Annotated in this window: 26 protein-coding genes; 10 read left to right on the forward strand and 16 right to left on the reverse strand. The window is 71.1% G+C overall.

Annotated elements, in window-relative coordinates; all coding sequences use genetic code 11:
* The first annotated feature begins 14 nt into the window (after positions 1-14).
* Positions 15-377, forward strand: a complete 363-nt coding sequence (locus BJZ21_RS08490; RefSeq protein ID WP_179663333.1) for an OB-fold nucleic acid binding domain-containing protein — start codon at positions 15-17, stop codon at positions 375-377.
* Positions 374-1,123 carry a DUF3159 domain-containing protein gene (locus tag BJZ21_RS08495; protein WP_343052044.1) on the forward strand — a complete coding sequence of 250 codons (750 nt, stop codon included), beginning with the start codon at positions 374-376 and terminating at the stop codon, positions 1,121-1,123. Before BJZ21_RS08490 ends, BJZ21_RS08495 begins: the two co-directional genes overlap by 4 nt.
* Positions 1,124-1,125: 2 nt before the next feature.
* Here BJZ21_RS08495 and BJZ21_RS08500 read toward each other — a convergent pair whose 3' ends face one another.
* Both BJZ21_RS08500 and BJZ21_RS08505 read right to left on the reverse strand, forming a co-directional pair.
* Positions 1,126-1,797, reverse strand: a complete 672-nt coding sequence (locus BJZ21_RS08500; RefSeq protein WP_179663334.1) for a potassium channel family protein — start codon at positions 1,795-1,797, stop codon at positions 1,126-1,128.
* A gap of 1 nt (position 1,798) precedes the next feature.
* Positions 1,799-2,461 carry an NAD-binding protein gene (locus BJZ21_RS08505; protein ID WP_179663335.1) on the reverse strand — a complete coding sequence of 221 codons (663 nt, stop codon included), beginning with the start codon at positions 2,459-2,461 and terminating at the stop codon, positions 1,799-1,801.
* 94 nt (positions 2,462-2,555) lie between these two features.
* On the opposite strand from BJZ21_RS08505, the gene BJZ21_RS08510 reads away from it, so the two are divergent.
* Both BJZ21_RS08510 and BJZ21_RS08515 read left to right on the forward strand, forming a co-directional pair.
* The gene (locus BJZ21_RS08510) at positions 2,556-4,595 is read left to right on the forward strand and encodes an APC family permease (protein ID WP_343052045.1); all 2,040 of its coding nucleotides are present in this window, start codon (positions 2,556-2,558) and stop codon (positions 4,593-4,595) included.
* Entirely contained in the window at positions 4,592-5,788 is a 1,197-nt protein-coding gene (locus BJZ21_RS08515; protein WP_179663337.1) for a class I SAM-dependent RNA methyltransferase, read from the forward strand. Before BJZ21_RS08510 ends, BJZ21_RS08515 begins: the two co-directional genes overlap by 4 nt.
* A 17-nt stretch (positions 5,789-5,805) precedes the next feature.
* Here the strand turns inward: BJZ21_RS08515 and BJZ21_RS08520 are convergent, their stop codons facing one another.
* The 11 genes from BJZ21_RS08520 to BJZ21_RS08570 form a co-directional block, all read right to left on the reverse strand.
* Entirely contained in the window at positions 5,806-6,324 is a 519-nt protein-coding gene (locus tag BJZ21_RS08520) for a GNAT family N-acetyltransferase (RefSeq protein ID WP_179663338.1), read from the reverse strand.
* Positions 6,315-7,514, reverse strand: coding sequence for a CPBP family glutamic-type intramembrane protease (locus tag BJZ21_RS08525; RefSeq protein WP_179663339.1), 1,200 nt, complete (start codon positions 7,512-7,514; stop codon positions 6,315-6,317). Before BJZ21_RS08525 ends, BJZ21_RS08520 begins: the two co-directional genes overlap by 10 nt.
* Before the next feature lie 5 nt (positions 7,515-7,519).
* Positions 7,520-8,044, reverse strand: coding sequence for a CcdC protein domain-containing protein (locus BJZ21_RS08530; protein ID WP_179663340.1), 525 nt, complete (start codon positions 8,042-8,044; stop codon positions 7,520-7,522).
* 14 nt (positions 8,045-8,058) lie between these two features.
* On the reverse strand, positions 8,059-8,199 hold the full coding sequence (locus tag BJZ21_RS08535) for a hypothetical protein (RefSeq protein ID WP_179663341.1): 141 nt from the start codon (positions 8,197-8,199) through the stop codon (positions 8,059-8,061).
* 142 nt (positions 8,200-8,341) lie between these two features.
* Positions 8,342-9,964, reverse strand: a complete 1,623-nt coding sequence (locus tag BJZ21_RS08540) for a sensor histidine kinase (RefSeq protein WP_179663342.1) — start codon at positions 9,962-9,964, stop codon at positions 8,342-8,344.
* Positions 9,961-10,629 (reverse strand): response regulator, encoded by a 669-nt coding sequence (locus BJZ21_RS08545; RefSeq protein ID WP_343052046.1) that lies wholly within the window; start codon positions 10,627-10,629, stop codon positions 9,961-9,963. The genes BJZ21_RS08540 and BJZ21_RS08545 overlap by 4 nt, the downstream gene beginning before the upstream one ends.
* Before the next feature lie 142 nt (positions 10,630-10,771).
* On the reverse strand, positions 10,772-11,554 hold the full coding sequence (locus BJZ21_RS08550; RefSeq protein ID WP_179663344.1) for an IclR family transcriptional regulator domain-containing protein: 783 nt from the start codon (positions 11,552-11,554) through the stop codon (positions 10,772-10,774).
* A gap of 79 nt (positions 11,555-11,633) precedes the next feature.
* Complete coding sequence (locus tag BJZ21_RS08555; RefSeq protein ID WP_179663345.1) at positions 11,634-12,944, reverse strand: MFS transporter; 1,311 nt, start codon at positions 12,942-12,944, stop codon at positions 11,634-11,636.
* Positions 12,937-14,388: an FGGY-family carbohydrate kinase gene (locus BJZ21_RS21705; protein ID WP_179663346.1), complete on the reverse strand. Its 1,452-nt coding sequence runs from the start codon at positions 14,386-14,388 to the stop codon at positions 12,937-12,939. The genes BJZ21_RS08555 and BJZ21_RS21705 overlap by 8 nt, the downstream gene beginning before the upstream one ends.
* A 28-nt stretch (positions 14,389-14,416) precedes the next feature.
* Positions 14,417-15,205 (reverse strand): SDR family oxidoreductase, encoded by a 789-nt coding sequence (locus BJZ21_RS08565; RefSeq protein ID WP_179663347.1) that lies wholly within the window; start codon positions 15,203-15,205, stop codon positions 14,417-14,419.
* A 56-nt stretch (positions 15,206-15,261) separates the two neighbouring features.
* Positions 15,262-16,710, reverse strand: a complete 1,449-nt coding sequence (locus tag BJZ21_RS08570) for an FAD-binding oxidoreductase (protein ID WP_179663348.1) — start codon at positions 16,708-16,710, stop codon at positions 15,262-15,264.
* 321 nt (positions 16,711-17,031) lie between these two features.
* On the opposite strand from BJZ21_RS08570, the gene BJZ21_RS08575 reads away from it, so the two are divergent.
* From BJZ21_RS08575 to BJZ21_RS08590, 4 genes are all read left to right on the forward strand, one after another.
* Entirely contained in the window at positions 17,032-19,845 is a 2,814-nt protein-coding gene (locus tag BJZ21_RS08575; RefSeq protein WP_179663349.1) for an aconitate hydratase, read from the forward strand.
* Positions 19,846-19,949: 104 nt separating this feature from the next.
* Positions 19,950-20,675 (forward strand): TSUP family transporter, encoded by a 726-nt coding sequence (locus BJZ21_RS08580; RefSeq protein WP_179663350.1) that lies wholly within the window; start codon positions 19,950-19,952, stop codon positions 20,673-20,675.
* A 60-nt stretch (positions 20,676-20,735) separates the two neighbouring features.
* Positions 20,736-21,443 (forward strand): phosphatase PAP2 family protein, encoded by a 708-nt coding sequence (locus tag BJZ21_RS08585; protein WP_179663351.1) that lies wholly within the window; start codon positions 20,736-20,738, stop codon positions 21,441-21,443.
* A 32-nt stretch (positions 21,444-21,475) separates the two neighbouring features.
* Positions 21,476-21,775, forward strand: a complete 300-nt coding sequence (locus BJZ21_RS08590) for an MTH1187 family thiamine-binding protein (protein WP_179663352.1) — start codon at positions 21,476-21,478, stop codon at positions 21,773-21,775.
* A 47-nt stretch (positions 21,776-21,822) separates the two neighbouring features.
* Here the strand turns inward: BJZ21_RS08590 and BJZ21_RS08595 are convergent, their stop codons facing one another.
* Complete coding sequence (locus BJZ21_RS08595) at positions 21,823-22,614, reverse strand: GNAT family N-acetyltransferase (RefSeq protein ID WP_218851393.1); 792 nt, start codon at positions 22,612-22,614, stop codon at positions 21,823-21,825.
* Between the two features lie 14 nt (positions 22,615-22,628).
* Positions 22,629-23,837, reverse strand: a complete 1,209-nt coding sequence (locus tag BJZ21_RS08600) for an NAD(P)/FAD-dependent oxidoreductase (RefSeq protein WP_179663354.1) — start codon at positions 23,835-23,837, stop codon at positions 22,629-22,631.
* A gap of 62 nt (positions 23,838-23,899) precedes the next feature.
* Here BJZ21_RS08600 and BJZ21_RS08605 point away from each other — a divergent pair, with 62 nt between their 5' ends.
* Both BJZ21_RS08605 and BJZ21_RS08610 read left to right on the forward strand, forming a co-directional pair.
* Positions 23,900-24,337 carry a YjbQ family protein gene (locus BJZ21_RS08605; RefSeq protein ID WP_179663355.1) on the forward strand — a complete coding sequence of 146 codons (438 nt, stop codon included), beginning with the start codon at positions 23,900-23,902 and terminating at the stop codon, positions 24,335-24,337.
* The gene (locus tag BJZ21_RS08610; protein WP_218851395.1) at positions 24,334-24,909 is read left to right on the forward strand and encodes a GNAT family N-acetyltransferase; all 576 of its coding nucleotides are present in this window, start codon (positions 24,334-24,336) and stop codon (positions 24,907-24,909) included. Before BJZ21_RS08605 ends, BJZ21_RS08610 begins: the two co-directional genes overlap by 4 nt.
* Here the strand turns inward: BJZ21_RS08610 and BJZ21_RS08615 are convergent.
* Complete coding sequence (locus BJZ21_RS08615) at positions 24,828-25,316, reverse strand: hypothetical protein (protein WP_179663356.1); 489 nt, start codon at positions 25,314-25,316, stop codon at positions 24,828-24,830. The genes BJZ21_RS08610 and BJZ21_RS08615 overlap by 82 nt on opposite strands.
* Positions 25,317-25,325 lie beyond the last annotated feature (9 nt).

A 25,325-nucleotide genomic window follows, 5' to 3' on the forward strand; every position in this document is an offset into this window, starting at 1 on the left:
CGTAGGCTCGACCCATGCCCGAGAAGAGCCGCTTGCGCCGCACCATCAGCAAGTGGGCCAGCACCGAGGACCAGCACGCCCGCGACCTGCGCCGCACCTACGCCCACACCGGCGTGCAGCGCATCGCCGACGCGCCCGACCGGGACCGCGTGCGCCTGCGGGGCACCCTGCGGACGGTCACCCTGCGGCCGCGCGGGGGCGTCCCGGCGCTGGAGGCGGACCTGTTCGACGGTTCCGGCACGATCACCATCGTGTGGCTGGGGCGCCGGCGGATCGCCGGGGTCGCGCCCGGCCGGTCGATGGAGGTGCAGGGTCGCATCGGCCAGCACGACGGGCAGCGCATCATGTACAACCCCCGCTACGAGCTGATCCCGTGAGCACGCCGATGACCGAGCCCCAGCACCAGCCCGAACACCAGCCCCAACACGAGCCCGAACACCGGCACGACCCCTCGGTCGACACCGTCGAGGCGGTCGTCCGCTCCCAGCTGTCCAAGGCGCTGGGCGGCCGGCGGGGGATGGTCGAGGCGGCCGTGCCCACGCTGCTGTTCACCCTGACCTACCTGGTGACCCGGGAGCTGCGGCTCGCGCTCGTCCTCAGCGTCGCCGCCGCCCTGGTGGCGCTGGGCCTGCGGCTGGCGCAGCGCTCGACCGTGCAGTTCGTCGTCAACGCGCTGGTCGGCATCGGCATCGGCTGGCTGTTCGTCTCGATGGCGGCTCGCAACGGCGGCGACGCCAACGACCAGGCGCTGGCGTACTTCCTGCCCGGAATCCTCTACAACGCCGGCTACACGCTGGTGCTCGCGCTGACCTGCGTGGTGCGCTGGCCGCTGGTGGGCTTCATGGTGGGCAGCGTCACCGGCGACCCCACGGCCTGGCACCGCGACCCCCAGGTGGTGCGGCTGTGCACCCGGCTGACCTGGTTGCTGGTGCTGCCGTGCCTGGTGCGCGTCCTGGTGCAGGCGCCGGTGTGGCTCGGCGGTCACTCCGGGACGATCGACCCGTCCGCGGCGGTGGCCGTCCTCGGCGTGCTGAAGATCGTCATGGGCTGGCCGCTGCAGCTGGTGGCCCTCGGCGCCATGGTCTGGCTGCTCTCGCGGAACCGGACCCCGGTCACCGCCTGACCTCAGCCGCCGTGGCTGGACGGGGCGAGCAGCTGCTCGAGCTTGTCCTCGACGTTTGAGGGCACCACGAACAACAGCTCGTCGCCGGACTCCACCGGCTGCTCCTTGTCGGGCACGTAGACCTGGCCGTCGCGCAGGATCGTCACCAGCGCACAGTTCTCCGGGAACGGGATCAGCCCCATCGGCTGCCCGACGTACGGCGAGTCCGCGGGCAGCGTCATCTCGACGAGGTTTGCGTTGCCCTGGCGGAACGTGAACAGCCGCACCAGGTCGCCGACCGTGACGGCCTCCTCGACCAGCGCCGACATGATCCGCGGGGTCGACACGTTCACGTCGACGCCCCACGCCTCGGTGAAGAGCCACTCGTTGTTGGGGTGGTTGACCCGGGCGACGGTCCGGGGGACGCCGAACTCGGTCTTCGAGAGCAGCGAGGTCACCAGGTTGACCTTGTCGTCGCCGGTCGCGGCGATCACGACGTCGCAGCGATCCAGCCGCGCCTCCTCCAGCGAGGACATCTCGCAGGAGTCGGCCAGCAGCCACTCGGCGTCGGGGACCCGCTCGGGCTTGATCGAGGCCGGGTTCTTGTCGATGAGCAGGACCTCGTGGCCGTTCTGGATCAGCTCGCGCGCGATCGAGCGGCCCACGGCGCCGGCTCCGGCGATGGCAACGCGCATCTCAGTGCTCCTCGGGGCCGGCGCTGATGACGGAGTAGGCGTGCGCGGCGTTCTCCTCGCGCATCACCACGTGGAGCAGGTCGCCCTCCTGGATGACGGACTCGCGGGTGGGCAGCATGCCCTCGCCGAGCCGGTCGATCCAGGCGATCCGGCACCTCGACTGCTCCTGGAAGTGGATGGTGCGCTCGCCCACCCACACCTCGGGGATCGGGATCTGGTCGACCCGGATCGTCCCCGACGGGTCGCGGAAGTCCGGCTCGGCCCCGGCCGGCAGCAGCCGGCGCAGCACCTGGTCGGCGGTCCACTTCACCGTGGCGACGGTGGTGATGCCGAGCCGCTGGTAGACCTCGGCGCGCCCGGGGTCGTAGATCCGGGCGACGACCTGCTGGATCCCGAAGGTCTCCCGGGCCACCCGGGCCGCGATGATGTTGGAGTTGTCGCCGCTGGAGACCGCGGCGAACGCGTCGGCCCGCCGGATGCCGGCCTTCTCCAGGACCTCCTGGTCGAAGCCGTAGCCGGTCACCTTGTCCCCGTTGAAGCCCGGGCCCAGGCGCCGGAACGCGTCGGGCTCGCTGTCGATGACGGAGACGGTGTGGTTGCGGTCCTCGAGACTGCGGGCCAGCGTCGAGCCGACCCGCCCGCAACCCATGATCACGACGTGCACGGGGCAGACGCTACACGTCACCACGGGGGCGCGGTGGGTGGCGCCGCGCCCGCGACGCCGGTTCCGGCGGCCAGTTGGTCTAGCCTTGCCCGTCGTGGGTGTCGGCGACGTTTCCAAGCGGATCCTGCTGGGGCGCAAGCTGCGCAGCTCCCAGCTCGGGGAGACGCTGCTTCCCAAGCGCATCGCGCTTCCCGTGTTCGCCAGCGATGCGCTCTCCTCGGTGGCCTACGCCCCCGACGAGGTCTTCATCATGCTGTCGCTGGCCGGCGCCTCGGCGTACGTCTGGTCGTGGAAGATCGGCATCGCCGTCGCCCTGGTGATGGCGGCGGTGGTGGCGTCCTACCGGCAGACGGTGCACGCCTACCCCAGCGGTGGGGGTGACTACGAGGTCGCCACCGTGAACCTCGGGGCGAACGCCGGGGTGACCGTGGCGAGCGCGCTGCTGGTCGACTACGTGCTGACCGTGGCGGTGTCGATCTCGTCAGGTGCTCAGTACGCCGCGGGCGCGGTCCCGGTGCTGGTGGGGCACGAGGCGATGGTGGCGACCGTCTTCGTCGTGGTGCTGATGGCGATCAACCTGCGCGGCATCCGCGAGTCGGGCACGTTCTTCGCGATCCCGACGTACGCGTTCATGGTCGCGATCCTCGGGATGTGCGCCTGGGGGATCATCGAGCTCGTCGTGGGCACGCTGCCGAAGGTGGAGAGCGCGAACCTCCACATCACACCGGCGCCCGGGCACGGCAGCTCGATGACCACGCTCGCGCTGATGTTCCTGCTGGCGCGGGCCTTCTCCTCCGGCTGTGCCGCGCTGACCGGCGTCGAGGCGATCTCGAACGGGGTGCCGGCCTTCCGCAAGCCCAAGAGCCGCAACGCCGCCACCACCCTGCTGTTCCTCGGCATGATCGCGATCACGATGATGCTCAGCGTCATCACGCTGGCCAAGGAGATGGGGCTGAGGTACGTCGACCCCGCCCAGCTGGACCGGCTCTCGATCAACGGCCACCCGGTGCCCGCGGGCTTCGACCAGAACCCGGTGATCGCGCAGATCGCCCGCGCGGTGTTCATCGACTTCTCGCCCGCCTTCTACGCGGTGATCACCGTGACCGGCATCATCTTGGTGCTGGCCGCCAACACCGCCTTCAACGGCTTCCCGGTGCTGGGCTCGATCCTCGCCAAGGACGGCTACGCGCCGCGGGCCCTCGGCTCCCGCGGCGACCGGCTCGCCTACAGCAACGGCATCGTGTTCCTCGCCGTGATGGCGATCATCCTGATCCAGGTGTTCAACGCCGAGACGACCCGGCTGATCCAGCTCTACATCGTGGGCGTCTTCGTCTCGTTCAACCTCAGCCAGCTCGGCATGATCCGGCACTGGACCCGGGAGCTGAAGACCCAGTCCGACCCCGCCCGGCGCCGCCACATGCACCGCTCGCGCACGATCAACGCGGTGGGCCTGACCTTCACCGCGGTCGTGCTGGTGATCGTGCTGATCACCAAGTTCCTGGCCGGCGCGTGGATCACGATCCTGGCGATGGTCGTGTTCTTCATGATCATGAAGGGCATCCGGCGCCACTACGACAACGTCAACGAGGAGCTGGCGGCCGACGAGGAGGACAAGGTGATGCCCACCCGGGTGCACGCCATCGTCCTGGTCAGCAAGCTGCACAAGCCCACCCTGCGCGCGCTGGCCTTCGCGAAGGCCACCCGGCCGAACGCGCTCGAGGGCGTCTACGTCTCGACCGACCCCGAGGCCACCAACCGGCTGCTGGAGGAGTGGGACGAGCGCAACCTGGGCGTGCCGCTGAAGGTGCTCCACTCGCCCTACCGAGAGCTGGTCAAGCCGATCGTCGACTACGCGATGGAGATCAAGAAGGCCAACCCGCGCGGCGTGGTCGCGGTCTACATCCCCGAGTACGTCGTGGGCCGGTGGTGGGAGCAGCTGCTGCACAACCAGACCGCGCTGCGGCTCAAGGGCCGGCTGCTGTTCGCGCCCGGGGTCATGGTCACCTCGGTGCCCTACCAGCTGCGCTCCTCGCAGATCGCCCGCGAGCGGGCCGAGCGCTCGCGCCGGCGCGTGCGCGCCGGCGACCTGCGTCGCGGCCAGGTCACCGACCGACGCGGCCGGGGCCCGCGGTGACCGGCCCGGCGGGCCGCCCCCGCCGGCCCCGGCAGCGCGCCGCCCGCGGCGCCTCCCGGGTCGGCCAGCGGTTCGAGACGGTGGTGGGCCCGGTCGCCCACGGCGGCCACTGCGTCGCCCGCGTCGTGCCCGACCCCGAGGGCGACCCGGACGGCACCCGGGTGGTCTTCGTGCGGCACACGATCCCGGGGGAGCGGGTGGTCCTCGAGATCACCGAGGGCACCGACGGCGACCGGTTCTGGCGCGGCGACGCCGTGCAGGTCCTCGAGGCCTCGCCGGACCGGGTCGAGCCCCCGTGCCCGTACGCCGGGCCCGGCCGCTGCGGCGGCTGCGACTTCCAGCACGTGGCCCTGACCCGCCAGCGCGACCTCAAGGCCGCGGTCGTGCGCGAGCAGCTCTCCCGGCTGGCCCACCTCGACGTGCCGGTCGAGGTGGAGGCGGTCCCCGGGGACGACCACGGGCTGCGCTGGCGGACCCGGGTGCAGTATGTCGACCTGCCCGACGGCGGGCGGGGCATGCGCGCCCACCGGTCCCGCGCCGTCATCCCGGTCGAGGACTGCCTGATCGCGCGGCCCGACGCCCGCGAGCCGGCACCGGGGACCCTGCACGAGACCGTGCTCGACCGCGAGTTCGCCGTCGCGGGCGACGGGTTCTGGCAGGTGCACCCCGGCGCGCCGCGGGTGCTGGTCGAGGCCGTGCTGTCGGCGCTCCGGCCGCGGCCGGGGGAGCGGGTGATGGACCTGTACGCCGGCGTGGGGCTGTTCGCGCGGTTCCTCGCCGAGGCGGTCGGGGAGACCGGTCGGGTCCTCGCCGTCGAGGGCGACCCGGCTGCGGCCGACCACGCCCGCGCCAACCTGGGCGACCTGCCGTGGGCCGGCGTCGAGACCGGCAGCGTGGACCGGGTCCTCGCCTCGTCGTACGACGAGCCCGTCGACCTGGTCGTCCTCGACCCGCCGCGGGAGGGCGCCCGGCGCCCGGTGGTCGAGCAGATCGCCGCGCGGGCCCCGCGGGCGGTGGCGTACGTCGCCTGCGACCCGGCGGCGCTGGCCCGGGACGTGGCCTACTTCGCCGAGCAGGGCTACGTGCTGCGGACGCTGCGCGCCTTCGACCTGTTCCCGATGACGCACCACGTCGAGTGCGTCGCGCTGCTGGAGAAGACCGGCCCCGACCTGCGACGGAGCGATTTGCGCTGAAGGAACCCGAGGCTTGCTCAGAGCGCGTGCTCGAGGACGGTGACACCTAGCGGGCCGGACGGGGCTGCCCGTGTGCGTCGGTCCACAGGTACGAAGCCGAGGTCGGTCCAGAAGACCATGGCCGAGTGGTTGCCGTCGTCGACCCCGAGCCGGAGTGCGGTGGCGCCGGAGTGTCGGGCCCAGTCCAGGAACGCCTGCGCCGCCTCGCGCCCCAAGCCGCGCCCGTGCTGGTCGGCGTGCAGTTCCAGCAGCCCGACCCAGGGGACGCGGTCTCGAGGATGGTCGACCAGCAGTTCCGCCCAGCCCACCAGCTCACGGGTCTCGCGCAGGCGCACCACGAGGGGTATGAGGTCCGGGTCCGCGTCGGCGCTGGCGATGTCGCGCTTCAGCACTTCACGGTCGAGGAGCTGGGCCCGCTCACCTGAACCGTGGTGCAGCATCAGGAACGCCGGGTTGCTGCGCACCACGGAGACGATGTCGTCCACGCAGTCCGCGGTGATGGGCTCAAGCTCGAGGCGTTCGGTCGTCAACCGCATCTGCACACCGTGGGAGAGGCGAGGAGGAGACGTCCACGTGTACGAACCACAAGCACGATCGCGGCCAGGGCGGTGGTAGCTGCGGCGGCCCAGATCATGGTGTGCTCGGACCCGACCACACCGAGGTAGGAGTAGCTGGCGTCGAAGGAGGCGTGGAACAGAGCGGCGACGACGACGCTCCCGCCTGCGGCGTTGACCAGACCGGAGATCAGCACGCTGGTGGCGACCACCAGGAGCAGGAACGGCGCCACGGGCAGCCCTTGATCGCCGGCGTCGGGGGTGGCCAGCAACGGCAGGTGCCACCCGGTCCAGATCACGCCGAGGACCAGAGCAGCTTGCCAGGGCTGCATCCGGTGCTGCAGCCGCGGTAGCAGGGCTCCGCGCCAGCCGGCCTCCTCGGTGAGCAGGAACAGTCCGGTGCCGTAGGCGAGGTAGATCAGCGCGCCAGGCCGGCCCATGACCTCGCCGACCGGGACGTCGTGCCCCAAGGCCATCGTCACGGCGGCGGCGAGCGCGGCCACGAGCACGGGTGTCGCCAGTGCCGCTGCCCATGTCCAGCCCGGGACCCGGACGCGAGTGATCCTGCGACCCAGGTCGGTGACGGCACGACGTCCCCCGGTGACGGCGAGGGCGGCCACGAGCAGGGGCGGCATGGTCCAGAGCGCGAGGCCCTGGGGGAGGTGCCAACCGATCACGCCGTGGTCCTGGGCGATCCGGCTGAACCACCAGGCCCACGGTCCGGCGAACAACGCCAGGGTCACCAGGACGATGGCGCCCGTGCCGGCGTGGTCGTGGCGGCCCGTCGTACGGATGGCGCCCCGGTCGGCGGCGACCAGGACCGCATCGCACAACTGGTCGGCGACGTCGGCCTTGTCGAGGTACGACGCACCGGCGGCCCGCGCGACGTCGGCGGTGCGCCGGTCGTTGCCGATCACGACGGTCCGGAGATCGGAGGGCAGCCCGCGGAGCTGCTCGAGGTGGTTCCCGGGGGTGGCCGGGTCGAGGTCCAGGACGACCACGTCGGCGTCCGTGCCGACCACAGAGGAGGTGGTCGCCGGGCGCGGGCCTGCGGCATACGACTCCACCACCACGGTGCCGCCACCGGAGGTCAGCAGGTGCCGCAGGCTCGTCCGCACCCGTTCGTCGGCGGCGACGACGGCGACCCTGATCGGGCGGGTGGGGGTGTCCAAAGACGTCACGCTGCACCTGCCTCGGCCAGCGCGGCGGACGGGGACCGGTGCGCCGAGACCTGGACACCGGTCACGACGAGCCGGACGGCCACCATGGTCAGCGCCATCAGGACGAATGCGGCGGTCCACGCGTCAGCGCCGGTGATCTGGTGGCGCATCGAGAACTCGCCGATCGTGCGTGCGCCGGAGTGCGTGGCCCACTGGGCGAACAGCATGCGGCCGCCGATGGTGGCGATCCAGACGGCAGCGAACGCTGTGCCGGCGCGGATCACGAGGTGGCCGTGGCGCCGGTGCATCCGGGTCAGCGAGGCGGCCAGCGTGCCGAGCACCAGGCCGGCCGCGACGCCGACCAGCTCGAGGTGAACGTCGTGGCCGGCCGTCGGCAGGTCCCGGAGGAACCAGGCGCCGGCGGTGGCCACGACTGCGAGCGGGACGAGGAACGTGGCACGGGTGACGCGACGGGTCCCGAGGTTGCGGGTGAGCACCCAGCCGAGGAGGGCCAGGTTGAGGATCCATTGGGCGGTGGACATGGGGGTCGTCCCTTTCAGAGCTGGACGGAACGGCGGGGGAGGACGGCGGCGAACGGACGCCTGGTGCGGCAGGAGCGGGCGCGGCGTCGCTGCTCGGCATCGTTGACCCGACGCGTGACCTCGGCGTGGGCGATGAGCAGGTTGAGGTTGTGCATGGCGACTTCCTTCGGCTCCTGGTGCACCGTTCGGTACATCAGGAAGCGTCGCGTCAGCGAGGGGTCGGTCGCGTCGGGCGAGTGGCCGGTCCGGCCTCGGCGTTGTGGCCGGGTGCGGCCTCGGCGCAATGACGTAGGCCGGTCAGCGTGGAAGCGGAGCCAGGACGGTGACCGTGCTGCCGCGCCCGGGGGCCGAGTCGATGGCGAAGGCGGCGCCGATGGCGTCGGCGCGCTCGCGCATGGTCCGTAGGCCGAGGTGACCGGGCCGGTCCAGCCGGGGATCGAACCCGGCGCCGTCGTCGCTGACCCGGAGCTCGAGTCCGGTGTCGCGTTGCTCGAGATGTACCTCGACGCGTTCGGCACCTGCGTGCTTGACGGTGTTGTGCACCGCCTCCAGAGCGATGCGGTACAGGTGCTCCTCGACCATCGGATCGAGCCGGATGTAGCCGTCCGGACCATGCACCTCGACGACGAGCTGCTCGCGGGCGGCCACCGCGGCGGCCTGCTTGGTGAGCGCAGCGACGAGGCCCTCTGCTTCGAGCGCGCCCGGCCGGAGCTCGAAGATCAGCGCGCGCATCTCGGCCAGCGCGGTCTGGGTGAGCCCGTGCAGCTGCTCGATCTCGACGGCGACGGGATGGTCGGCAGCCAGGCCGGCCGTCTCCAGGTGTCGCTGGGCGGTGCGGGCGTGCAGGGTCATCGAGAACAGAGCCTGGCTCACCGAATCGTGCAGCTCACGGGCGAGCCGGTGCCGCTCCTCGAGCGCGGCCGTCTGCTCGGCGGCGCGGTAGAGCGTGCTGTTGCGGACGGCCACAGCCGCCTGGTCGGCGAGAGCAGACAGGTACCCGCGGTCGTCGTCGTCGAGGTCCTGGCCGTCCGCGAGGTAGACCGAGACCTCGCCGACCACGACCCCAGAGGCCACGAGCGGGAACCATGCCATGTCCTTCCACGGCGCGTCCTCGACAAGGAACGGGTGCACCGGTGCGAGCGACGGGTCGGCCAGTGCGGCGTCGCGGAAGCCGCGGACCACGGCGCCGTCGTACTCCGCGAGGTCGACCGGGCGCATCCCGCGGATGCGCCACACCTCTTCGAGCGCCTCGGCGAACCCGGCTCCGAGCACGTCGTCGGCGTAGGCGGTGGCCGGACGGCTCCAGTCCTCCTCCCAGCACACGATGCTGCACGCGACAGCCTCGCTGGTGCTGTGCACGGCGTCGACGACCTGCGAGAGCGTGGTGGACAGCGGTTGGTCGACGCTCATCCCGGCGGCGACCTGGGAGAAGGTCGCGATCCGCGCCTCGAGGCGCTGGAACGACAGCACCCGGTCGGTGGCGTCGGTGACGATGTCGACGACCCCGACGACCCGGCCGTCACCGAACAGCGGCGCGAAGACCACGTCCCAGTACGTCTCGGTGCCGGGGATCGCGATCCGGTGGGCGGCTTGACGGATCACCCTGCCGGCGAGGGCGGTGTCGACCAGCAGCTGGACCGCCTCCTCGTTGCCGGGGATCAGGTCGTTCAAGTGGCGGCCGGGGGCGGTGTACTCCGCCGGAACGCCCAGGTAGTGCTCGTAGAACGCCGTCCAGGTCTTGTTGCAGCGCTGGAGGCGCATGTCGGTGTCGAAGACGGCGACGCCCATGGGCACCCGGTCGAAGAAGAGCTCGAGGAGCTGGGTGTCGAGTGGCGAGCTGCTCGGCGCCACTTCGTCGATGAGCGGCTGGGTCGGCATCGAGGTGCTCCGCAGGAAGTCGCGGGCGGGGTCAGAGCTCATCGCGCCGGTCGCTCGGTCTCGTCGACGAGTCCCTCGCGGACCGCCCACATCGCGGCCTGGGTGCGGCTGGCCAGGCCGAGCTTGGCGAGGATGTTGGACACGTGTGTGCGCGCCGTACGCTCGCTGACGCCCAGGTCTCGGGCGATCTGGCGGTTCGTCGCCCCGGAGGCGATCGCCGCGATGACCTCGCGTTCGCGTGGAGTCAGCGGTGCCTGGTCCTGCTTGGGGGCACGCAGCGACGCGGTCAGCGCGCGCGCCGCGGCCGGGTCGAGGTGCACCTCGCCAGCGATCGCGGCCCGGATCGCCGCGGCCACGTCAGGGGCATCGGCATCCTTGAGCAGGTAGCCCGCCGCGCCGGCCTCCAGGGCAGCGCGGATCTGCTCCTCCTCGACGAAGCTCGTCACCGCGACCACCTCGGTCTCCGGCCACCGCCTCTTCACTTCGGCAGTGGTCGCGATCCCGTCCATCCGCGGCATCTTCAGATCCATCAAGATGACGTCGGGCAACTCGCCGGCACGGTCCAGGACGGCGACCTCGTCCAGGGCTGCCCGGCCGTCCGAGGCCTGGCCGACGACGCGCATGCCGGCCTCGCTTCCCAGGTAGGCGGCAAGCCCGGTCCGCACCACGCGGTGATCATCGACCAGGAACACTCGGATCTCGTCCACTCTCAGCCCCCCCCGGCTCGCGGTGTGCTGGCTCATCCTCCTAGCCCGCTCCTCGGGCGCGCAAGAATTCCCGGAATCGGGCCGGACCTGCGGCGGGGCCGACCCGCCTCATGGCTCACTCGGGGCGGTCTCGCGCTTGGCGTCAGGCCGGGACCTTGCCCCCGATGGACGCGCTGAACGCGGCCGCGGCCGGGCGCAGGAGGTCGAGAAGCTCGTCTCGCCGCAGGTGGGCGGACTCCATCAGCGACGTGGAGACCGACAGCGTCCCGACGACGCGCTGGTTGGCGCCCCAGACGGCGACCGCGAGGCAGGTGACGCCTGGGATGAACTCTTGGTTGTCGATGGCCCACCCGAGCTCGCGCACCGCGGCGCACTCGTCCTCGAGGGCCTTCACCGCGGTGATCGTGTTCTCGGTGAAGCTCTCGACCACGCGGGTGGTGTAGGCCCGGAAGGCGGACGGGCTGTGGGCCAGGAGCACCTTGCCGCTCGCGCTGGCGTGAGCAGGCCTGCGGGAGCCGAGGACGATCGGCGCCATCTCGCCCGAGTTCCTCAGCCCGGAGTCGGCCGACGCCACCGTGACGGCCGTTCCGTGGTCGAAGACCGTCACGTGGACGGGAAGGCCCGTCTCCTCACCGGTCTCCTGCGCGAACTGCCGGGCCTTGCGGAGGAAGTTCGCCTGGTCCGAGGCCTGGAGGGCCAGGGCAGCGATACCCGGCCCGAGCCGGTATCGCGAGTCGGTGGGCGACGCATCGATCATGCCGAGCGCGCGCAGGGAGGCCAGGTGTCGGTAGACCGTCCGGGGGTGGCACCCGGACCGGGCGCTGATCTCGGGTACGTCGAGTCCGGCGGGGCCACCTTGTCCCACGGCGTCCAGGACAGCGAAGCTGTGGCGCAGCGCCCCGGGGACATGCTCGTCGTCGACCACCCGCTCATGGTCCTCCGGTTCACGCCCGAGGGTCAATGCGGTTGACAACCTGTGTCACTGCCCCGGACGTCCCCCTTAGTCACACCAGGACCGCGACTTCCGGCTGCTCCGACTGGTGCCGGCGAGACATGCGTGCGGCGAAGTAGGCCGCGGTCGCGGCTCCCACCAGCCCGAAACCGGCCACGACCACGAAGAAGACGTTGTTCGCGGCGGCGACGTCATCGCCGAAGTGGTTGTAGATGAACTCGCTGATCTTGGGCAGGAAGATGTCGGGCAGGTAGCCGAAGAACGAGATGACGCCGATCGCGATCCCGGTCGCCGCCACCGGAACCCGGCAGTCCTCGAGCAGGGACCAGTAGACGCCCCGGATGACGTACATGACGAGACCGGCGAACACGATGGTCGCGTAGACGAGCCACATGGTCGCCGGGCCCGTCGGGAGCACGCTCAGCAGGACCAGCACCGCCGCAGTGATCGCCATGGCGATGGAGAGCACGCGGGACTTGCCGAACCGGTCGGCCAGGAAGCCGCCGCCCAGGCCACCGATCGGGCGCATCCACAGCACCGCGACCGTCACGATGCCGGCGTTGACCGCCGAGACGCCGTGGTTGACGCTGAGGTAGCCGGAGAAGTAGTAGTGACCCCAGAAGAGCACGTAGCCGCACATCAGGACGACGATCATCAGCCAGACCTCGGGGATCTTGACGATGCGACGCACGGCGGCGACGGTCGACTCGACCTCGACCTCGTCGGCCTCCACGGCCTGCTTCTCGACCTTCCCGGACAGCAGGAAGGACAGCAGCACGGCGACGATCACGATCGTGATGATGTACATGTACACCACCGCCTGGAAGCCCGCCTTGGTCTCGGCGAGGCTGGCTCCGGCCCCACCGGAGAAGTGGGCGAAGAGGCCGACGGCGATGGTGGCGAGGATGGCCTCGACGAGTCCACGGCCTCCGTCCAGGGCGCCGTAGAACCTGCCCCCCTCGTCCCTCTCCGCCAGCAGGCTGACCGTCTTGAGGATCGCGCTCCAGAAGGTGAAGACGGTCGCGAATCCCCAGATCAGGAAGATGTAGAGGAGATACGACTTGTCGGGGATCTGCACATAGAACAGTCCGGCCGCCGCGGTGAGAAGCAGCGACCCGACGATGAGCCACTTGACCGGCACCCGGTCGGCGAGCCAACCGCTGGGGATGTAGCCGACGACGAACACGATGCCGAGCATCGAGTAGAGCCCGGCCAGCTCCGCCTGGGACAGGTCGAACAGCGTGAGGATGGTGGACTCGAAGTTCTGTCGCAGGTAGACCAGCGGATAGATGGATCCGGCCGCGAGGATCAGGAGGACCAGCTGCGCGATCCTCTTCCACCGGGTCAGTTCGGCCTCAGCCATGGGTGACTCCTTGATTCTCTGCCAGAGCCTGATGTACTCGCATCAAGATGGGATCGATGTGCGATGAGATGTCGCCGTGGATGGCGCTCAGCTGCGTGTACAGGTCGCGATGCGCGGGGTGTGGGGAGAAGAGGTCCTGGGCGTGGACCATCTCCCGGCTCGCGGTGTCGAAGTCCGGATAGATCCCGCAGGCCACCGCGACGCAGATGGCCGCACCCAGCCCCGCGGAGTCGCGGACCTCGTTGCGCACGGTGGTGAGTCCGAAGACGTCCGCGAAGATCTGCATGCACACGTCGCTGTACGAACCGCCGCCGGAGACCACGAGGGTGTCCAGGGTGACCTGCCGCTCGTCCTGCAGGGCCATCATGTTGCGGTGCATGGTGAAGGCGATGCCCTCGAGGATCGCTCGGTACAGGTGGCCGTACCCATGCCTCTCGTCCAGCCCGATGAAGACGCCCTTGCGGTACGGCATCGTCGGCGGTGCCAGCCAGTCGAGCAGGCACAGCAGGCCGTCGCTGCCGGCGGGGATCCGGGCGGCGGCCTCGTTTAGCCGGTCCTCGCTGCTGGCGTCGTCCGAGTCGTCACCGGGCGCGACCTCCGCGCCCAGCAGGTCCCTGAGCCAGGACACCGTCCACATGCCGCGACGGATGCCAGCACTCTCGTAGACGTAGGTGTCCGGCTCCGAGCCGAAGTTCGTGAAGTACGACGCCGGCTCGGCCACGAACTCGTGTCCCTGGATCATGCCGGCGATGTAGGTCCCGAGCGAGACGAGCCCGGTCCGCTCGTCGCGCAGCCCGGATCCGAGGGCGTCGGCCGCCTTGTCGTTGGCGGTGTGCACCACCGGGATCCCCGGCGGGATGCCGGTGGCGGCCGCGAACTCCTCGGTGAGCGCTCCTCCGATGTCGCCGGGCAGCTGCAGGCGGTAGAGCATCTCGCGGGGTACGTTGAAGGAGTCGAAGACCTCCTGGTCGGTGAACCACTCCCAGGTGCGGACGTCCATCGGCCACGGGCCGATGTAGTTCGCGGCCGTGTCCACGCGCTGTCCGGTCAGCCGCCCCATGAGGTAGCCGGACGCGGTCGTGACGTGGGCGACGTCGTCGTCGACGTGCTCGTAGGGCCGGGACAGTCGCTCGTCCATCCAGCTCTGCACCGGAGCGGCCAAGGTCAGGTCGTCGCGCACCAGCGCGCGACAGCACCGGATCGAGCACAGGCCGACTCCGACGATGTCGGCCGGGTCCCCGGGGAACGCGGCCATCGCCTGCGACGCGGCGGCGACCACGGAGTCGTAGAGGTCGTCGTCGGGATGCTCGACGACCCCGGGCTCGGGCATGCTGAGCGGGCGCAGCGGCTGACTCGCCTCGCACACGATGCGCCCGTGGGTGTCGAACACCGCGACCTTCGAGCTCTGGGTGCCGCCGTCGATGCCGATGATGAACCTGGTCACCGCCGGTCCCTCCGCACTGTTGCGTCGCTCATCTGACGAGGTACCCGCCGTCGACGCTCAGCACGTGGCCGTTGACGTAGTCGGAGGCCCTGCTCGCGAGGAAGACGGTGGCGCCCATGAGGTCCTGGGTCTGCCCCCACCGGTTGGCCGGGATGTGGTCGAGGACGCGCTGGTTCGCCAGGGGGTCCGCCTGTGTGTCGGCGGTCAGGGCGGTGGCGAAGTAGCCCGGTGCGATCGCGTTGACCTGCACCCCGAACTGGGCGAGCTCGTCGCAGTAGGCCTTGGTGAAGCCGGCGAGGCCGTGCTTCGTGGCCGCGTAGGCGGGAGACCACTGGCCACCCAGGAAGGCGAACACCGAGCAGATGTTGATGACCTTGCCGCTGCCCTGGGGGACCATGTGCTTGGCACACTCGTGCGCCATCTCGAACGCGGCCGTGAGGTTGAGCGCCACCATCGGATCCCAGTGCTCGCGCCCGTACTTCAACACGTCGGGCTCGTTGATCCCCCGACCGGCGCAGTTGACGAGGATGTCGACCGAGCCGAACTCCTCGACGCACGCGTCGACCACCTTCTTCGGGTTGCCCGCCACCGTGATGTCGCAGTCCAGGAAGGAGTAGCGGGCACCGGCCGCCTGGACCAGGCCGCCCGTGGTCCCGTCGTCGGGGACGATGCTCGCGGCCAGGACGTTGGCGCCGGCCGTCGCGAGGGCCAGGGAGAACGCCTGCCCCAGGCCGCTGTTGCCACCGGTCACGATGGCGTTCTTGCCCTTCAGTGAGAAGAACTCGAGAGTGAAGTCTGAGATGTCGCTCGTGGTCATGCGTGTCTTCCGATCGGATGTCGTGAGGGTCTCGTCGCGGTGCGGTGCGGTGCGAGTCAGCTCTCCAACGGGAAGATCGTGCCCCGGTTCATGATCCCCGCCGGGTCGAAGGCGCTCTTCAGCGTTTCGAGCATGTAGAGCGACGAGCCGTACTCCTCCGCGAGGAAGTGGGTGCGGTGCTTGCCGACCCCGTGGTGGTGGCACATCGACCCGCCGTGACGCAGCGTCTCCTCGACGATGATGTTCTGGATGGGGTCGTGGTAGCGCGTGCGCTCCTCGGTGGGGTCCACGTCGACCTTGTAGTAGTAGACGAAGTACATGTTCGTGCCGTTGAGGTAGCTGTGGCTCGAGTGGCCGCCCAGCAGGGAGAACTCCGCCGGGATCTCCGCACGGATGCGCGTCAGGGCGCTCTCGTAGATGTCGTGGATGACGCTCCAGTTGCCCGAGACCTCGGTCGTGAACCCGTTGACCAGGGTCTCGCGGATCTCCTCGCGCTCCTCCGCGATCTTCGAGACGTCCCAGTTGAGGTTGTTGAACCAGTCCTCGATGAGCGCACTGTCGACCCGGTCGGCCGACTCGACCCCGGCGACGATCTCCTCGATGGCCGCGCCCGTCGCCTGGGCGATGCCCTTCGGGCCCTCTGCCATGAAGATGAGGACGCAGCGACCCTCGGAGAAGTCGCTGAAGTGGTACAGCCCGTCCTCCCGGTCGTAGAGCCGCGCCACCGAGGGCCGGTAGCCCTGGGTCACGACCTCCCGCAGGATCTCCAGACCGGTCTTCATGTCGTCCACGAGGTAGCCGTAGAAGAGGTTGTTGTCGGGGTAGTAGGGGAAGATCTTGAGGCTGACCTCCGTGATGAAGTTGAGGGCGCCCTCGTTGCCGAGCACCAGGTGACGGATGTCCGGTCCCGCCGCCCGGCGCGGCACGCTCTTGATGCGGCAGATCTCGCCGTTGGGGAACACGGTCTCGACGCCCACCAGCATGTCCTCGATGCCGCCGTAGAGCGTGGAGAACTGGCCGATCGAGCGGGTGGCGACGAGACCACCCATCTGCGCGAGCGGCTTGGACTGCGGCGAGTGCCCGGTCGTGTACCCCATGGCTCGGAGCTGGTCCTCGAGCTCGCCGAGGACCACCCCGCACTGGGCGGTGACGAGCATGTCGACCGTGTCGATGCTGAGAACCTTGTTCATGGCCGACCCGTCGAGCACGACCGAGTTCTCGACCACGGTCTCCAAGCCACCCTCGGTGGCGGAGCCTCCCGTCCTCGGCACCACGTTGAGGGTGTGCTCGCTGGCGAAGCGCAGGACCTGGGCGACCTCCTCGGCGGAGCGCGGCTTCAGCACCGCCGCGGGGAGCGGCATCGAGTAGATGCCGAAGATGGTCTCCACCTTGTAGTAACGGTCGGTGCTGTTGTCCTTGAGGGTCTGCTCGTCGGTGAGTACCTGCTCCTGACCCAGCATCGCCACGTAGGCGTCGACGATCTCTTCGCGAGTGAGGTGCGACATTTCTTCTGCTTCTCCGATGCAATGGCGGACGGTGGGACCGCGGGGCCGGTCGATGACCGGGGTGCTCCAGCTGGGCACGCGGCTCGCATGGATCCTCGGGATCGGCGCACTGGGGGGTCAAGATCATTGACAACCTGTGTCACGAATTCGCTCGTACACCCCGTCCGCGGACCCCGGGATGACAATTCCTCGTTCTCGTGTATCTTGACATCAAGACATATCGGTCGACGGTGGCGGGCACCGGACCCGTGGTTCCCGGGTCCGCGCGCCGACGGCAAGATGGGTCCGACCCACGACGAGCACTCAACGAGGAGATGACTGATGGCCAGTCGGGACAGCTTCGGTGCCAAGGGCACCCTGGACGTGGACGGCAAGTCCTACGAGATCTTCAGGCTCGACGCCGTCAGCGGCGAGGGCCTGCCTGACGACGCGGTCAAGTCGCTGCCTTTTTCGCTGAAGGTCCTCCTTGAGAACCTGCTGCGCACCGAGGACGGTGCCGACATCACCGCCGACGACGTCCGGGCGCTGGCGGGTTGGGACGAGAACGCCGACCCCGACAAGGAGATCCAGTTCACGCCCGCCCGCGTGATCATGCAGGACTTCACCGGCGTCCCCTGCGTCGTCGACCTCGCCACCATGCGCGAGGCGATGGCCGAGCTCGGCGGGGACCCCACGAAGATCAACCCGCTCGCGCCGGCCGAGCTGGTCATCGACCACTCGGTGATCGCCGACGTCTTCGGCACCCCGGAGGCCTTCGAGCGCAACGTCGAGATCGAGTACGAGCGCAACCGCGAGCGCTACCAGTTCCTGCGCTGGGGCCAGGGCGCCTTCGACGACTTCAAGGTCGTCCCGCCCGGCACCGGCATCGTGCACCAGGTCAACATCGAGCACCTGGCCCGCACGGTCATGGTCCGCGACGGTGTCGCCTACCCCGACACCTGCGTCGGCACCGACTCCCACACCACGATGGTCAACGGCATCGGCGTGGTCGGCTGGGGCGTCGGCGGCATCGAGGCCGAGGCCGCGATGCTCGGGCAGCCGGTGTCGATGCTGATCCCGCGGGTGGTCGGCTTCAAGCTCAGCGGCGACCTGCCCGAGGGCGCCACCGCGACCGACCTGGTCCTCACGATCACCGAGATGCTGCGCAAGCACGGCGTCGTGGGCAAGTTCGTGGAGTTCTACGGCCCCGGCGTCTCCGTGCTGCCGCTGGCCAACCGCGCCACCATCGGCAACATGAGCCCGGAGTTCGGCTCCACGATCGCGGTCTTCCCGATCGACGAGGAGACCCTGAAGTACCTCAAGCTCACCGGCCGCTCCGAGGAGCAGCTCAAGCTCGTGGAGGCCTACGCCAAGGAGCAGGGGCTCTGGCACGACCCCGACGCCGAGCCCCGCTTCTCCGAGCGGCTCGAGCTCGACCTGGCCACGGTCGTCCCGTCGCTGGCCGGCCCGAAGCGCCCCCAGGACCGGGTCTCGCTCTCCGACGCCAAGAACGCCTTCCGCGGCGCGCTGACCGACTACGTCGACGAGGCGGGCGAGGAGAAGGGGTACGACGAGACCGTCGCCGAGACCTTCCCGGCCTCCGACGCCCCGTCCCACCAGGGCAACGGCTCCGCCCCGCCGAAGGACTACCACTCCTCGGCCCCGGCCGACGGCGGCCGGCCGAGCAACCCCGCGCTGGTGGAGCTCGCCGACGGCACCAAGTTCGAGCTGGACCACGGCGCCGTGGCGATCGCGGCGATCACCTCGTGCACCAACACCTCGAACCCGTCGGTGATGATCGGCGCGGCCCTGCTGGCCAAGAAGGCCGTGGAGAAGGGCCTGCAGCGCAAGCCGTGGGTCAAGACCACGCTGGCGCCCGGCTCGAAGGTCGTCTCGGACTACTACGAGCGCGCCGGGCTCACGCCGTACCTCGACAAGCTCGGCTTCAACCTGGTCGGCTACGGCTGCACCACCTGCATCGGCAACTCCGGCCCGCTCATCCCCGAGGTCAGCCAGGCCGTCAACGACAACGACCTCGCGGTCGTCTCGGTGCTGTCCGGCAACCGCAACTTCGAGGGCCGGATCAACCCCGACGTGAAGATGAACTACCTCGCGTCCCCGCCGCTGGTCGTCGCCTACGCGCTGGCCGGCTCGATGGACGTCGACCTGTTCAACGACCCGCTGGGCCAGGACCAGGACGGCAACGACGTCTTCATGAAGGACATCTGGCCCTCCCCGTCGGAGGTCGAGGAGGTCATCGCCGGGGCGATCACCTCGGAGATGTTCAGCACGGACTACGCCGACGTCTTCGCCGGTGACGAGCAGTGGCGCTCGCTGCCCACCCCGGAGGGCAAGACCTTCGAGTGGGACCCCGAGTCGACCTACGTCCGCAAGCCTCCGTACTTCGACGGCATGCCCGACGAGCCGGAGCCGGTCGCCGACATCGACGGCGCCCGGGTGCTGCTCAAGCTGGGCGACTCGGTGACCACCGACCACATCAGCCCGGCCGGTGCGATCAAGAAGGACTCGCCCGCGGGCAGGTACCTCGCCGAGCACGGCGTCCAGCAGCGGGACTTCAACTCCTACGGCTCGCGGCGCGGCAACCACGAGGTGATGATCCGCGGCACGTTCGCGAACATCCGCCTGCGCAACCAGATCGCGCCGGGCACCGAGGGCGGCGTCACCCGCGACTTCACCGCGGGCGGCGAGGTGACGAGCGTGTTCGAGGCCTCGGAGAACTACCTGGCCGCCGGCATCCCGCTGGTCGTCCTCGCCGGCAAGGAGTACGGCTCCGGCTCCTCGCGCGACTGGGCCGCCAAGGGCACCGCGCTGCTGGGCGTCCAGGCCGTCATCGCCGAGTCCTACGAGCGGATCCACCGCTCGAACCTGATCGGCATGGGCGTGCTGCCGCTGCAGTTCCCCGAGGGCGAGACCGCCGAGTCGCTGGGCCTCACCGGTGAGGAGGAGTTCTCGATCACCGGGGTCACCGAGCTCAACGAGGGGCGTACGCCGCGCACCGTGAAGGTCACCGCGACCAAGGACGGGGAGGCCACCGAGTTCGACGCGGTGGTCCGCATCGACACCCCCGGCGAGGCGAACTACTACCGCAACGGCGGCATCATGCAGTACGTCCTGCGCAACCTCCGCCGGGCCTGATCCTCGAGGTCCGCTGAGCTTGACCGCCGGCCCGCCGCTCCCCGTGAGCGGCGGGCCGGCGTCGTACTGCAGTCACGTCGTGGTTCCTGGGTGAGGAGAAGAGCGTGGACGGAGTCCCCTGGGACGTGGTGGCGCTGATCGGGTCGGTCACGCTGGTCGGCGCGTTCGTGCAGTCGGTGGTCGGGCTGGGCGTGGGGCTGCTGGCCGCCCCGGTGATCGCGATGGTCGAGCCCGGGCTGGTGCCGGCGCTGCCGTTGTGGCTGGCGCTGGTGATGTCGGGGTCGATGGTGCTGGGGGAGCGGCGGCACGTCGACTGGCGGGCGATCGCGTGGGCGCTGCCCGCTCGCATCCCCGGGACCGTGATCGGCACGTGGCTGGTGCTGTCCTTCAGCGACCGGGAGATCGGTGTCGCGATCGGCCTGATGGTGCTGGTGGCCGTGCTGCTCACCGTCCGGACCGTCGACGTGCCCGTCACGCCGGTCTCCCTGCTGACCGCCGGCCTGGTGGCCGGCACCACCGGCACCGCCACCTCGATCGGCGGGCCGCCGATCGCGCTGCTCTTCCAGCGCCGGCCGCCGGAGGTGGTGCGCTCGACGCTGTCGGTGTTCTTCTTCATGGGGGTCTGCTTCAGCATCGTCGGGCTGACCGTCTCGGGAGAGCTCAGCGCGGCCTCCTGGCACCTGGGGCTGCTGCTGGCACCGGTGGTGCTGGGCGGCTTCCTCGTCGGGTCGCGGGTGCGCGCCCGGCTGGCCGGCGAGGGGTTCCGCACCGGCGTGCTGGCCGTCTGTGCCGTCTCCGCCCTCGCCCTGCTCGTCCGGTCGCTGACCTGACCTGACCTGGGCGGCCGGGTCCAGGAGTGAGATCAGCGCCGGCGGGGCAGGATCCGCCGCATGGCGACCCTCACTCGACAGCGTGACGGCCACGACGCCCACGCGCGGCGACGTGCCTTCCCCTCCGCGGGCCGGGCGGCCCTGGTCGTCGTCGGCACCTGGCTGGTGGTGCTGGCGGTGGTCGTGGCGTTCGGCTGGCTGATCACCCATGCCCTGCGCAGCGCGGTGCTGCCGTGGGACAACGGTCTCGCGCGCTGGATCGCCGACCAGCGCACCGGTGCGCTGAACGAGCCCGCGGACATCGGCACCCTGCTCGGAGAGACCGTGACCGGCGTGAGCGTCGCGGTCGTGACGGCGCTGGTGTTCTCGATCTGGAAGCGGTCCTGGCGCCCGGCGATCTTCCTCGCGCTCGCCGAGGCCGGCATCGGCGGCTTCTACTACATCGCCACCCACGTCGACCCCCGGCAGCGGCCGCCGGTGAAGATCCTCGACCCCGGCCTGGTCGGCAACCACAGCTTCCCGTCCGGGCACACCGCCACCGCGGTGGTCGCGTACGCCGGGATCGTGGTGCTCGCCGCGGCGTACGCCTCGCCGGCCGTCCGGCACTGGGCGCGGCTGCTCCTGCTGCTGCCGGTCTTCGTGCTGCTCTCCCGGCTCTACCAGGGCGCCCACCACCTCACCGACGTGCTGACCAGCCTGGTCTACGCGAGCGTCTGGCTGCTGGTGCTGGCCCGCACCCTGCTGCCGCTGGGACGATCCTCGGACTGACCCGGTGAGGCGCGACGGACTACGGTGAGGTCATGATCGTGGCCTTCAGCATCTCCCCGTCCGGCGGCGACGAGACCGGCGGCGTCTCCGAGGCGGTCACCGCCGCCATCCGCGTCGTCCGCGAGTCCGGGCTGCCCAACGAGACCAACGCGATGTTCACCAACATCGAGGGCGAGTGGGACGAGGTGATGGGCGTCGTCAAGCGCGCCGTCGACGCCGTGGCCGCGGTCTCCCCGCGGGTCTCGCTGGTCCTCAAGGCCGACATCCGGGCCGGGTACGACGGCCAGCTCACCGCCAAGGTCGAGCGGGTCGAGCGGCTGCTCGAGGGCTGAGGCCCGGCCCCGCCCCCGGCGCGGCGTCCGACCCCGCGGGGCGCGGCTCAGGCGCGAGCCCGGTCCGCGCCGAGCTGGGTCTCGGTGTCGGCGAAGCCCACCGACCGGTAGACCCGGATCGCCAGGTAGCCGGGGTCGGCGACCATCACCAGTGTCCGCGCGCCCATCTCGTCGAGGGCGTGCCGCGACGCGGCGTGCACGAGCGTGCCGGCCAGGCCCTGACCGCGGGCCTCGGGGTGGGTCTTGACCTCCTGGAAGCGGGCCAGGCCCTCGCCGGCGGTGAAGATCCCCAGCGAGGAGCTCAGCCGCCCGTCCAGGAACGCGCCGAACCACTGGCCGTGGCCGGTCTCGACGTTGCGCCGGTGAGCCGCCGCCCGGGAGGTGGCGAACTCCTCGCTGTAGTGCTCCGGCTCGCCGGCGACGGCGAGCGCGACCTGCTGGGCCCAGTCGTCGTCACTGACCAGCGGGCGTACGACGGCGGTCGGGTGCGGGTGCGGCGGCGCGTGCACCGAGGTCGCGGTCATCACCGAGGAGGCGTCCGCCTCGAGGCCGACCTCGGCGAGCGCCGCCAGGTCGTCGGTGCTGCCGGTCGTGCCGTCGACGCCCAGCGCCCGGTGCTGCAGGCCGGGGAACTCCTGCTCGAACCGCTCGAGCCAGAAGCGGCCCGAGCCCGGCTGCGGCGGCGTGGCCAGCAGTAGGAAGTTGCCCCAGTGGAAGCTCGGGTTGGCCGGCGTGCGGACGACCAGGTGGGTGCCCCGGTCCTCCACGACGCTGCCGTCGAGCTGGAGCAGGGCGAGATCGGTCCGGTAGCCCAGCGAGCGCACGTCCACGGGCGCCATCCTCCCCGGCCGGCTCAGAGGTCGCCCAGCGCCACGCCGTCGTCGGCCAGCCGGGTGGCGTCGACCGTCGTGCCGACGATCCGCCGCACGTCGTCGATGGCGTCCCAGTCGTTGGCGTGCATGCCGGCCACGACCCGGTCGCCGTCGAGCCACCAGGCGGTGAAGGTGCGGCCCTCCACGTCGCCGCGCAGCACGACCCGGTCGTAGCCGCCGGGCGCCGCGTGCCCGACGTACTCCATGCCGAAGTCGTACTGGTCGGTGAAGAAGTACGGCAGGGCGTCGGCGTCCACCTCGCCGCCGAGCAGGTTGGCGGCCGCGACCTTGCCGTGCTGGATCGCGGTGTCCCAGTGCTCGACCCGCAGCGGGCGGCCCAGGAGCGGGTGGTCGGCGTTGGCGACGTCCCCGGCGGCATAGACGCCCTCGGCGGAGGTGCGCAGGTGCCGGTCGGTGCGGATCCCGTTCTCGACGACCAGGCCGCCCACCTCGGCCAGGGTGGTGTCCGGCTCGACGCCGACGCCGACCAGCAGGTGGTCGACCACGACACCGCTGCCGTCGCCGAGGGCGACATGCACCTCGTCGTCGGTCCGGGAGATGCCGGTGACGTCGGCCGAGGTGCGCAGGTCGACGCCGTGCTCGCGGTGCATCTCGGCCATCACCCCGGCGACCTCGGGGCCGAGCACCCGCAGCAGGGGGAGGTCCATCGACTCCAGCACCGTCACCTCGGCCCCGGACGTGCGGGCGGCGGCGGCCGCCTCGAGCCCGATCCAGCCGCCGCCGAGCACGCCGAGCCGGAAGCCCGGCCCGAACCGGGCGCGCAGCGCCGCCGAGTCCTCGATCGTGCGCAGGTAGCTCACCGAGGCGCCGCTGTTGTCGGCCATCGGGAACCGGCGCGGCCGCGCCCCGGTGGCCAGCAGCAGGGTGTCGTAGCCGATCGCCTCGCGACCCACGAGCACCTGGCGGCGACCGGTGTGCAGGCCGTCGGCGCGGGCGCCGGTGCGCAGCTGCACGTCGTGGTCGGCGTACCACTGCGGGTCCTTGACCCCGGTGCTGTCCGGCTCGGCCTCGCCGAGCAGCACCGCCTTGGACAGCGGCGGACGCTCGTACGGCGGGTGGTCCTCGGCCGCCAGCAGCACCAGCTCGCCCTCGTAGCCGCGCTCGCGCAGCTCGACCACCGCCGTGCCCGCGGCGAGGCCACCTCCGACCACCACGATCCGATCCGGCATGACTGCCTCCGTCCCCTGTACGACTCGTGCCCGGTGCCCGCCAGCATGGCACGATCGCCCGCATGCACTCCGAGACGCGCAGCTATCGCACCGGCGGGCGGGAGACGGTCCGCGACCTCACCGCGGACTGTGCGGGGTTCGTGGACGGTCGCGGGGACGGGCTGCTGCACGTCTTCGTGCCGCACGCGACCGCCGGCCTGGCGATCATCGAGACCGGGGCCGGCAGCGACGACGACCTGCTGGCCGCGCTGGGCGACCTGCTCCCCGCCGACGACCGCTGGCGGCACCGCCACGGCAGCCCCGGGCACGGCCGCTCCCACGTGATGCCGGCGCTGGTCCCGCCGTACGCCACCGTCCCGGTGCTCGGCGGCAGGCTCGCGCTCGGCACCTGGCAGAGCGTCTGCCTGGTCGACCTCAACGTCGACAACGCCGAGCGCGAGGTCCGGTTCAGCTTCCTCGGCGACGGCGCGGGGGCGGGCCAGGAGCGGGGGGAGCGGTGACCGGGTTGGAGGTCCGTCCCGCGCAGGAGACCGACCGGACGTCGGTGCGCCGGGTCGTGGAGGCGGCGTTCGGCGAGGAGGGCGAGCGGGTCGCCGACCTGGTCGAGGCCCTGCACGCCGCCCGGAGGGTCCAGCTGAGCCTGGTCGCCGAGGTCGACGGCGCCGTGGCCGGCCACGTCCAGCTCAACCACAGCTGGGTGGACGCCCGCGAGGCGCTGGTCGACGTGCTCGTGCTCAGCCCGCTCTCGGTGGCGCCGGCGCATCAGCGCTCCGGCCTCGGCACGACGCTGGTCGCGACCGCCCTGGCGGCGGCTCGGGAGTCCGGCGCGCCGGCCGTGTTCCTGGAGGGCGCACCCGGCTACTACGGCGCCCGCGGCTTCGGCCGCGCGAGCGAGCACGGCTTCGAGCGGCCGTCGGTGCGGATCCCCGACCCGGCGTTCCAGGTGGCGCTGCTGCCCGCACACGAGGCGTGGATGACCGGCCGGCTGGTCTACTGCGACCCGTTCTGGGCCCACGACTGCGTCGGGCTGCGCGACCCGTTGCTCGCCGAGCTGGAGGAGCGACTGGGCTGAGCCGGCCCGGGGCGGCCGGGGCGGGCGTCAGCCAGCCTCGCGAGCCAGCGGCTGCGGTAGGCGTGCGTGGCGACGACCAGGCCCACCAGTACGCCGGCGGCCGCCCAGTTCTCGCGCCACACCGGAGCGAGGTCGACGGGATCGCCCGTGAAGGCCTGCAGCACGCCGGCCGCCAGCAAGGCGACGGCGAAGAGGGTCAGCCGGCTCGCGAGGTCGCGCGGGTACAGGACCTGCCAGGCGGCGCCGGCCAGGCAGCCGACGACCAGCGGCAGCCAGGTCGCCGCGCTGCGGTGCGGGTCCAGGTCGTCCGCGACCTGCAGGGCGGCCATCGGCAGCAGCCAGCCCCACCTGACCGGCCGGCGACGCAACCACCAGGCGGCGAACCTCGACCCGAGCGAGCTCATCACGGGAGAAGC

This window comes from Nocardioides panaciterrulae (assembly GCF_013409645.1).
Classification (GTDB): Bacteria; Actinomycetota; Actinomycetes; order Propionibacteriales; family Nocardioidaceae; genus Nocardioides; species Nocardioides panaciterrulae.

What these genes read in the sequence shown, in the direction of transcription:
- BJZ21_RS08490 (WP_179663333.1), top strand. Translation starts at nt 15, where the DNA reads ATGCCCGAGAAGAGCCGCTTGCGCCGCACCATCAGCAAGTGGGCCAGC.
- BJZ21_RS08500 (WP_179663334.1), bottom strand. Translation starts at nt 1,797, where the DNA reads ATGCGCGTTGCCATCGCCGGAGCCGGCGCCGTGGGCCGCTCGATCGCG.
- BJZ21_RS08520 (WP_179663338.1), bottom strand. Translation starts at nt 6,324, where the DNA reads ATGCGGTTGACGACCGAACGCCTCGAGCTTGAGCCCATCACCGCGGAC.
- BJZ21_RS08530 (WP_179663340.1), bottom strand. Translation starts at nt 8,044, where the DNA reads ATGTCCACCGCCCAATGGATCCTCAACCTGGCCCTCCTCGGCTGGGTG.
- BJZ21_RS08535 (WP_179663341.1), bottom strand. Translation starts at nt 8,199, where the DNA reads ATGCACAACCTCAACCTGCTCATCGCCCACGCCGAGGTCACGCGTCGG.
- BJZ21_RS08540 (WP_179663342.1), bottom strand. Translation starts at nt 9,964, where the DNA reads ATGAGCTCTGACCCCGCCCGCGACTTCCTGCGGAGCACCTCGATGCCG.
- BJZ21_RS08555 (WP_179663345.1), bottom strand. Translation starts at nt 12,944, where the DNA reads ATGGCTGAGGCCGAACTGACCCGGTGGAAGAGGATCGCGCAGCTGGTC.
- BJZ21_RS08565 (WP_179663347.1), bottom strand. Translation starts at nt 15,205, where the DNA reads ATGACCACGAGCGACATCTCAGACTTCACTCTCGAGTTCTTCTCACTG.
- BJZ21_RS08570 (WP_179663348.1), bottom strand. Translation starts at nt 16,710, where the DNA reads ATGTCGCACCTCACTCGCGAAGAGATCGTCGACGCCTACGTGGCGATG.
- BJZ21_RS08575 (WP_179663349.1), top strand. Translation starts at nt 17,032, where the DNA reads ATGGCCAGTCGGGACAGCTTCGGTGCCAAGGGCACCCTGGACGTGGAC.
- BJZ21_RS08585 (WP_179663351.1), top strand. Translation starts at nt 20,736, where the DNA reads ATGGCGACCCTCACTCGACAGCGTGACGGCCACGACGCCCACGCGCGG.
- BJZ21_RS08590 (WP_179663352.1), top strand. Translation starts at nt 21,476, where the DNA reads ATGATCGTGGCCTTCAGCATCTCCCCGTCCGGCGGCGACGAGACCGGC.
- BJZ21_RS08595 (WP_218851393.1), bottom strand. Translation starts at nt 22,614, where the DNA reads ATGGCGCCCGTGGACGTGCGCTCGCTGGGCTACCGGACCGATCTCGCC.
- BJZ21_RS08600 (WP_179663354.1), bottom strand. Translation starts at nt 23,837, where the DNA reads ATGCCGGATCGGATCGTGGTGGTCGGAGGTGGCCTCGCCGCGGGCACG.
- BJZ21_RS08605 (WP_179663355.1), top strand. Translation starts at nt 23,900, where the DNA reads ATGCACTCCGAGACGCGCAGCTATCGCACCGGCGGGCGGGAGACGGTC.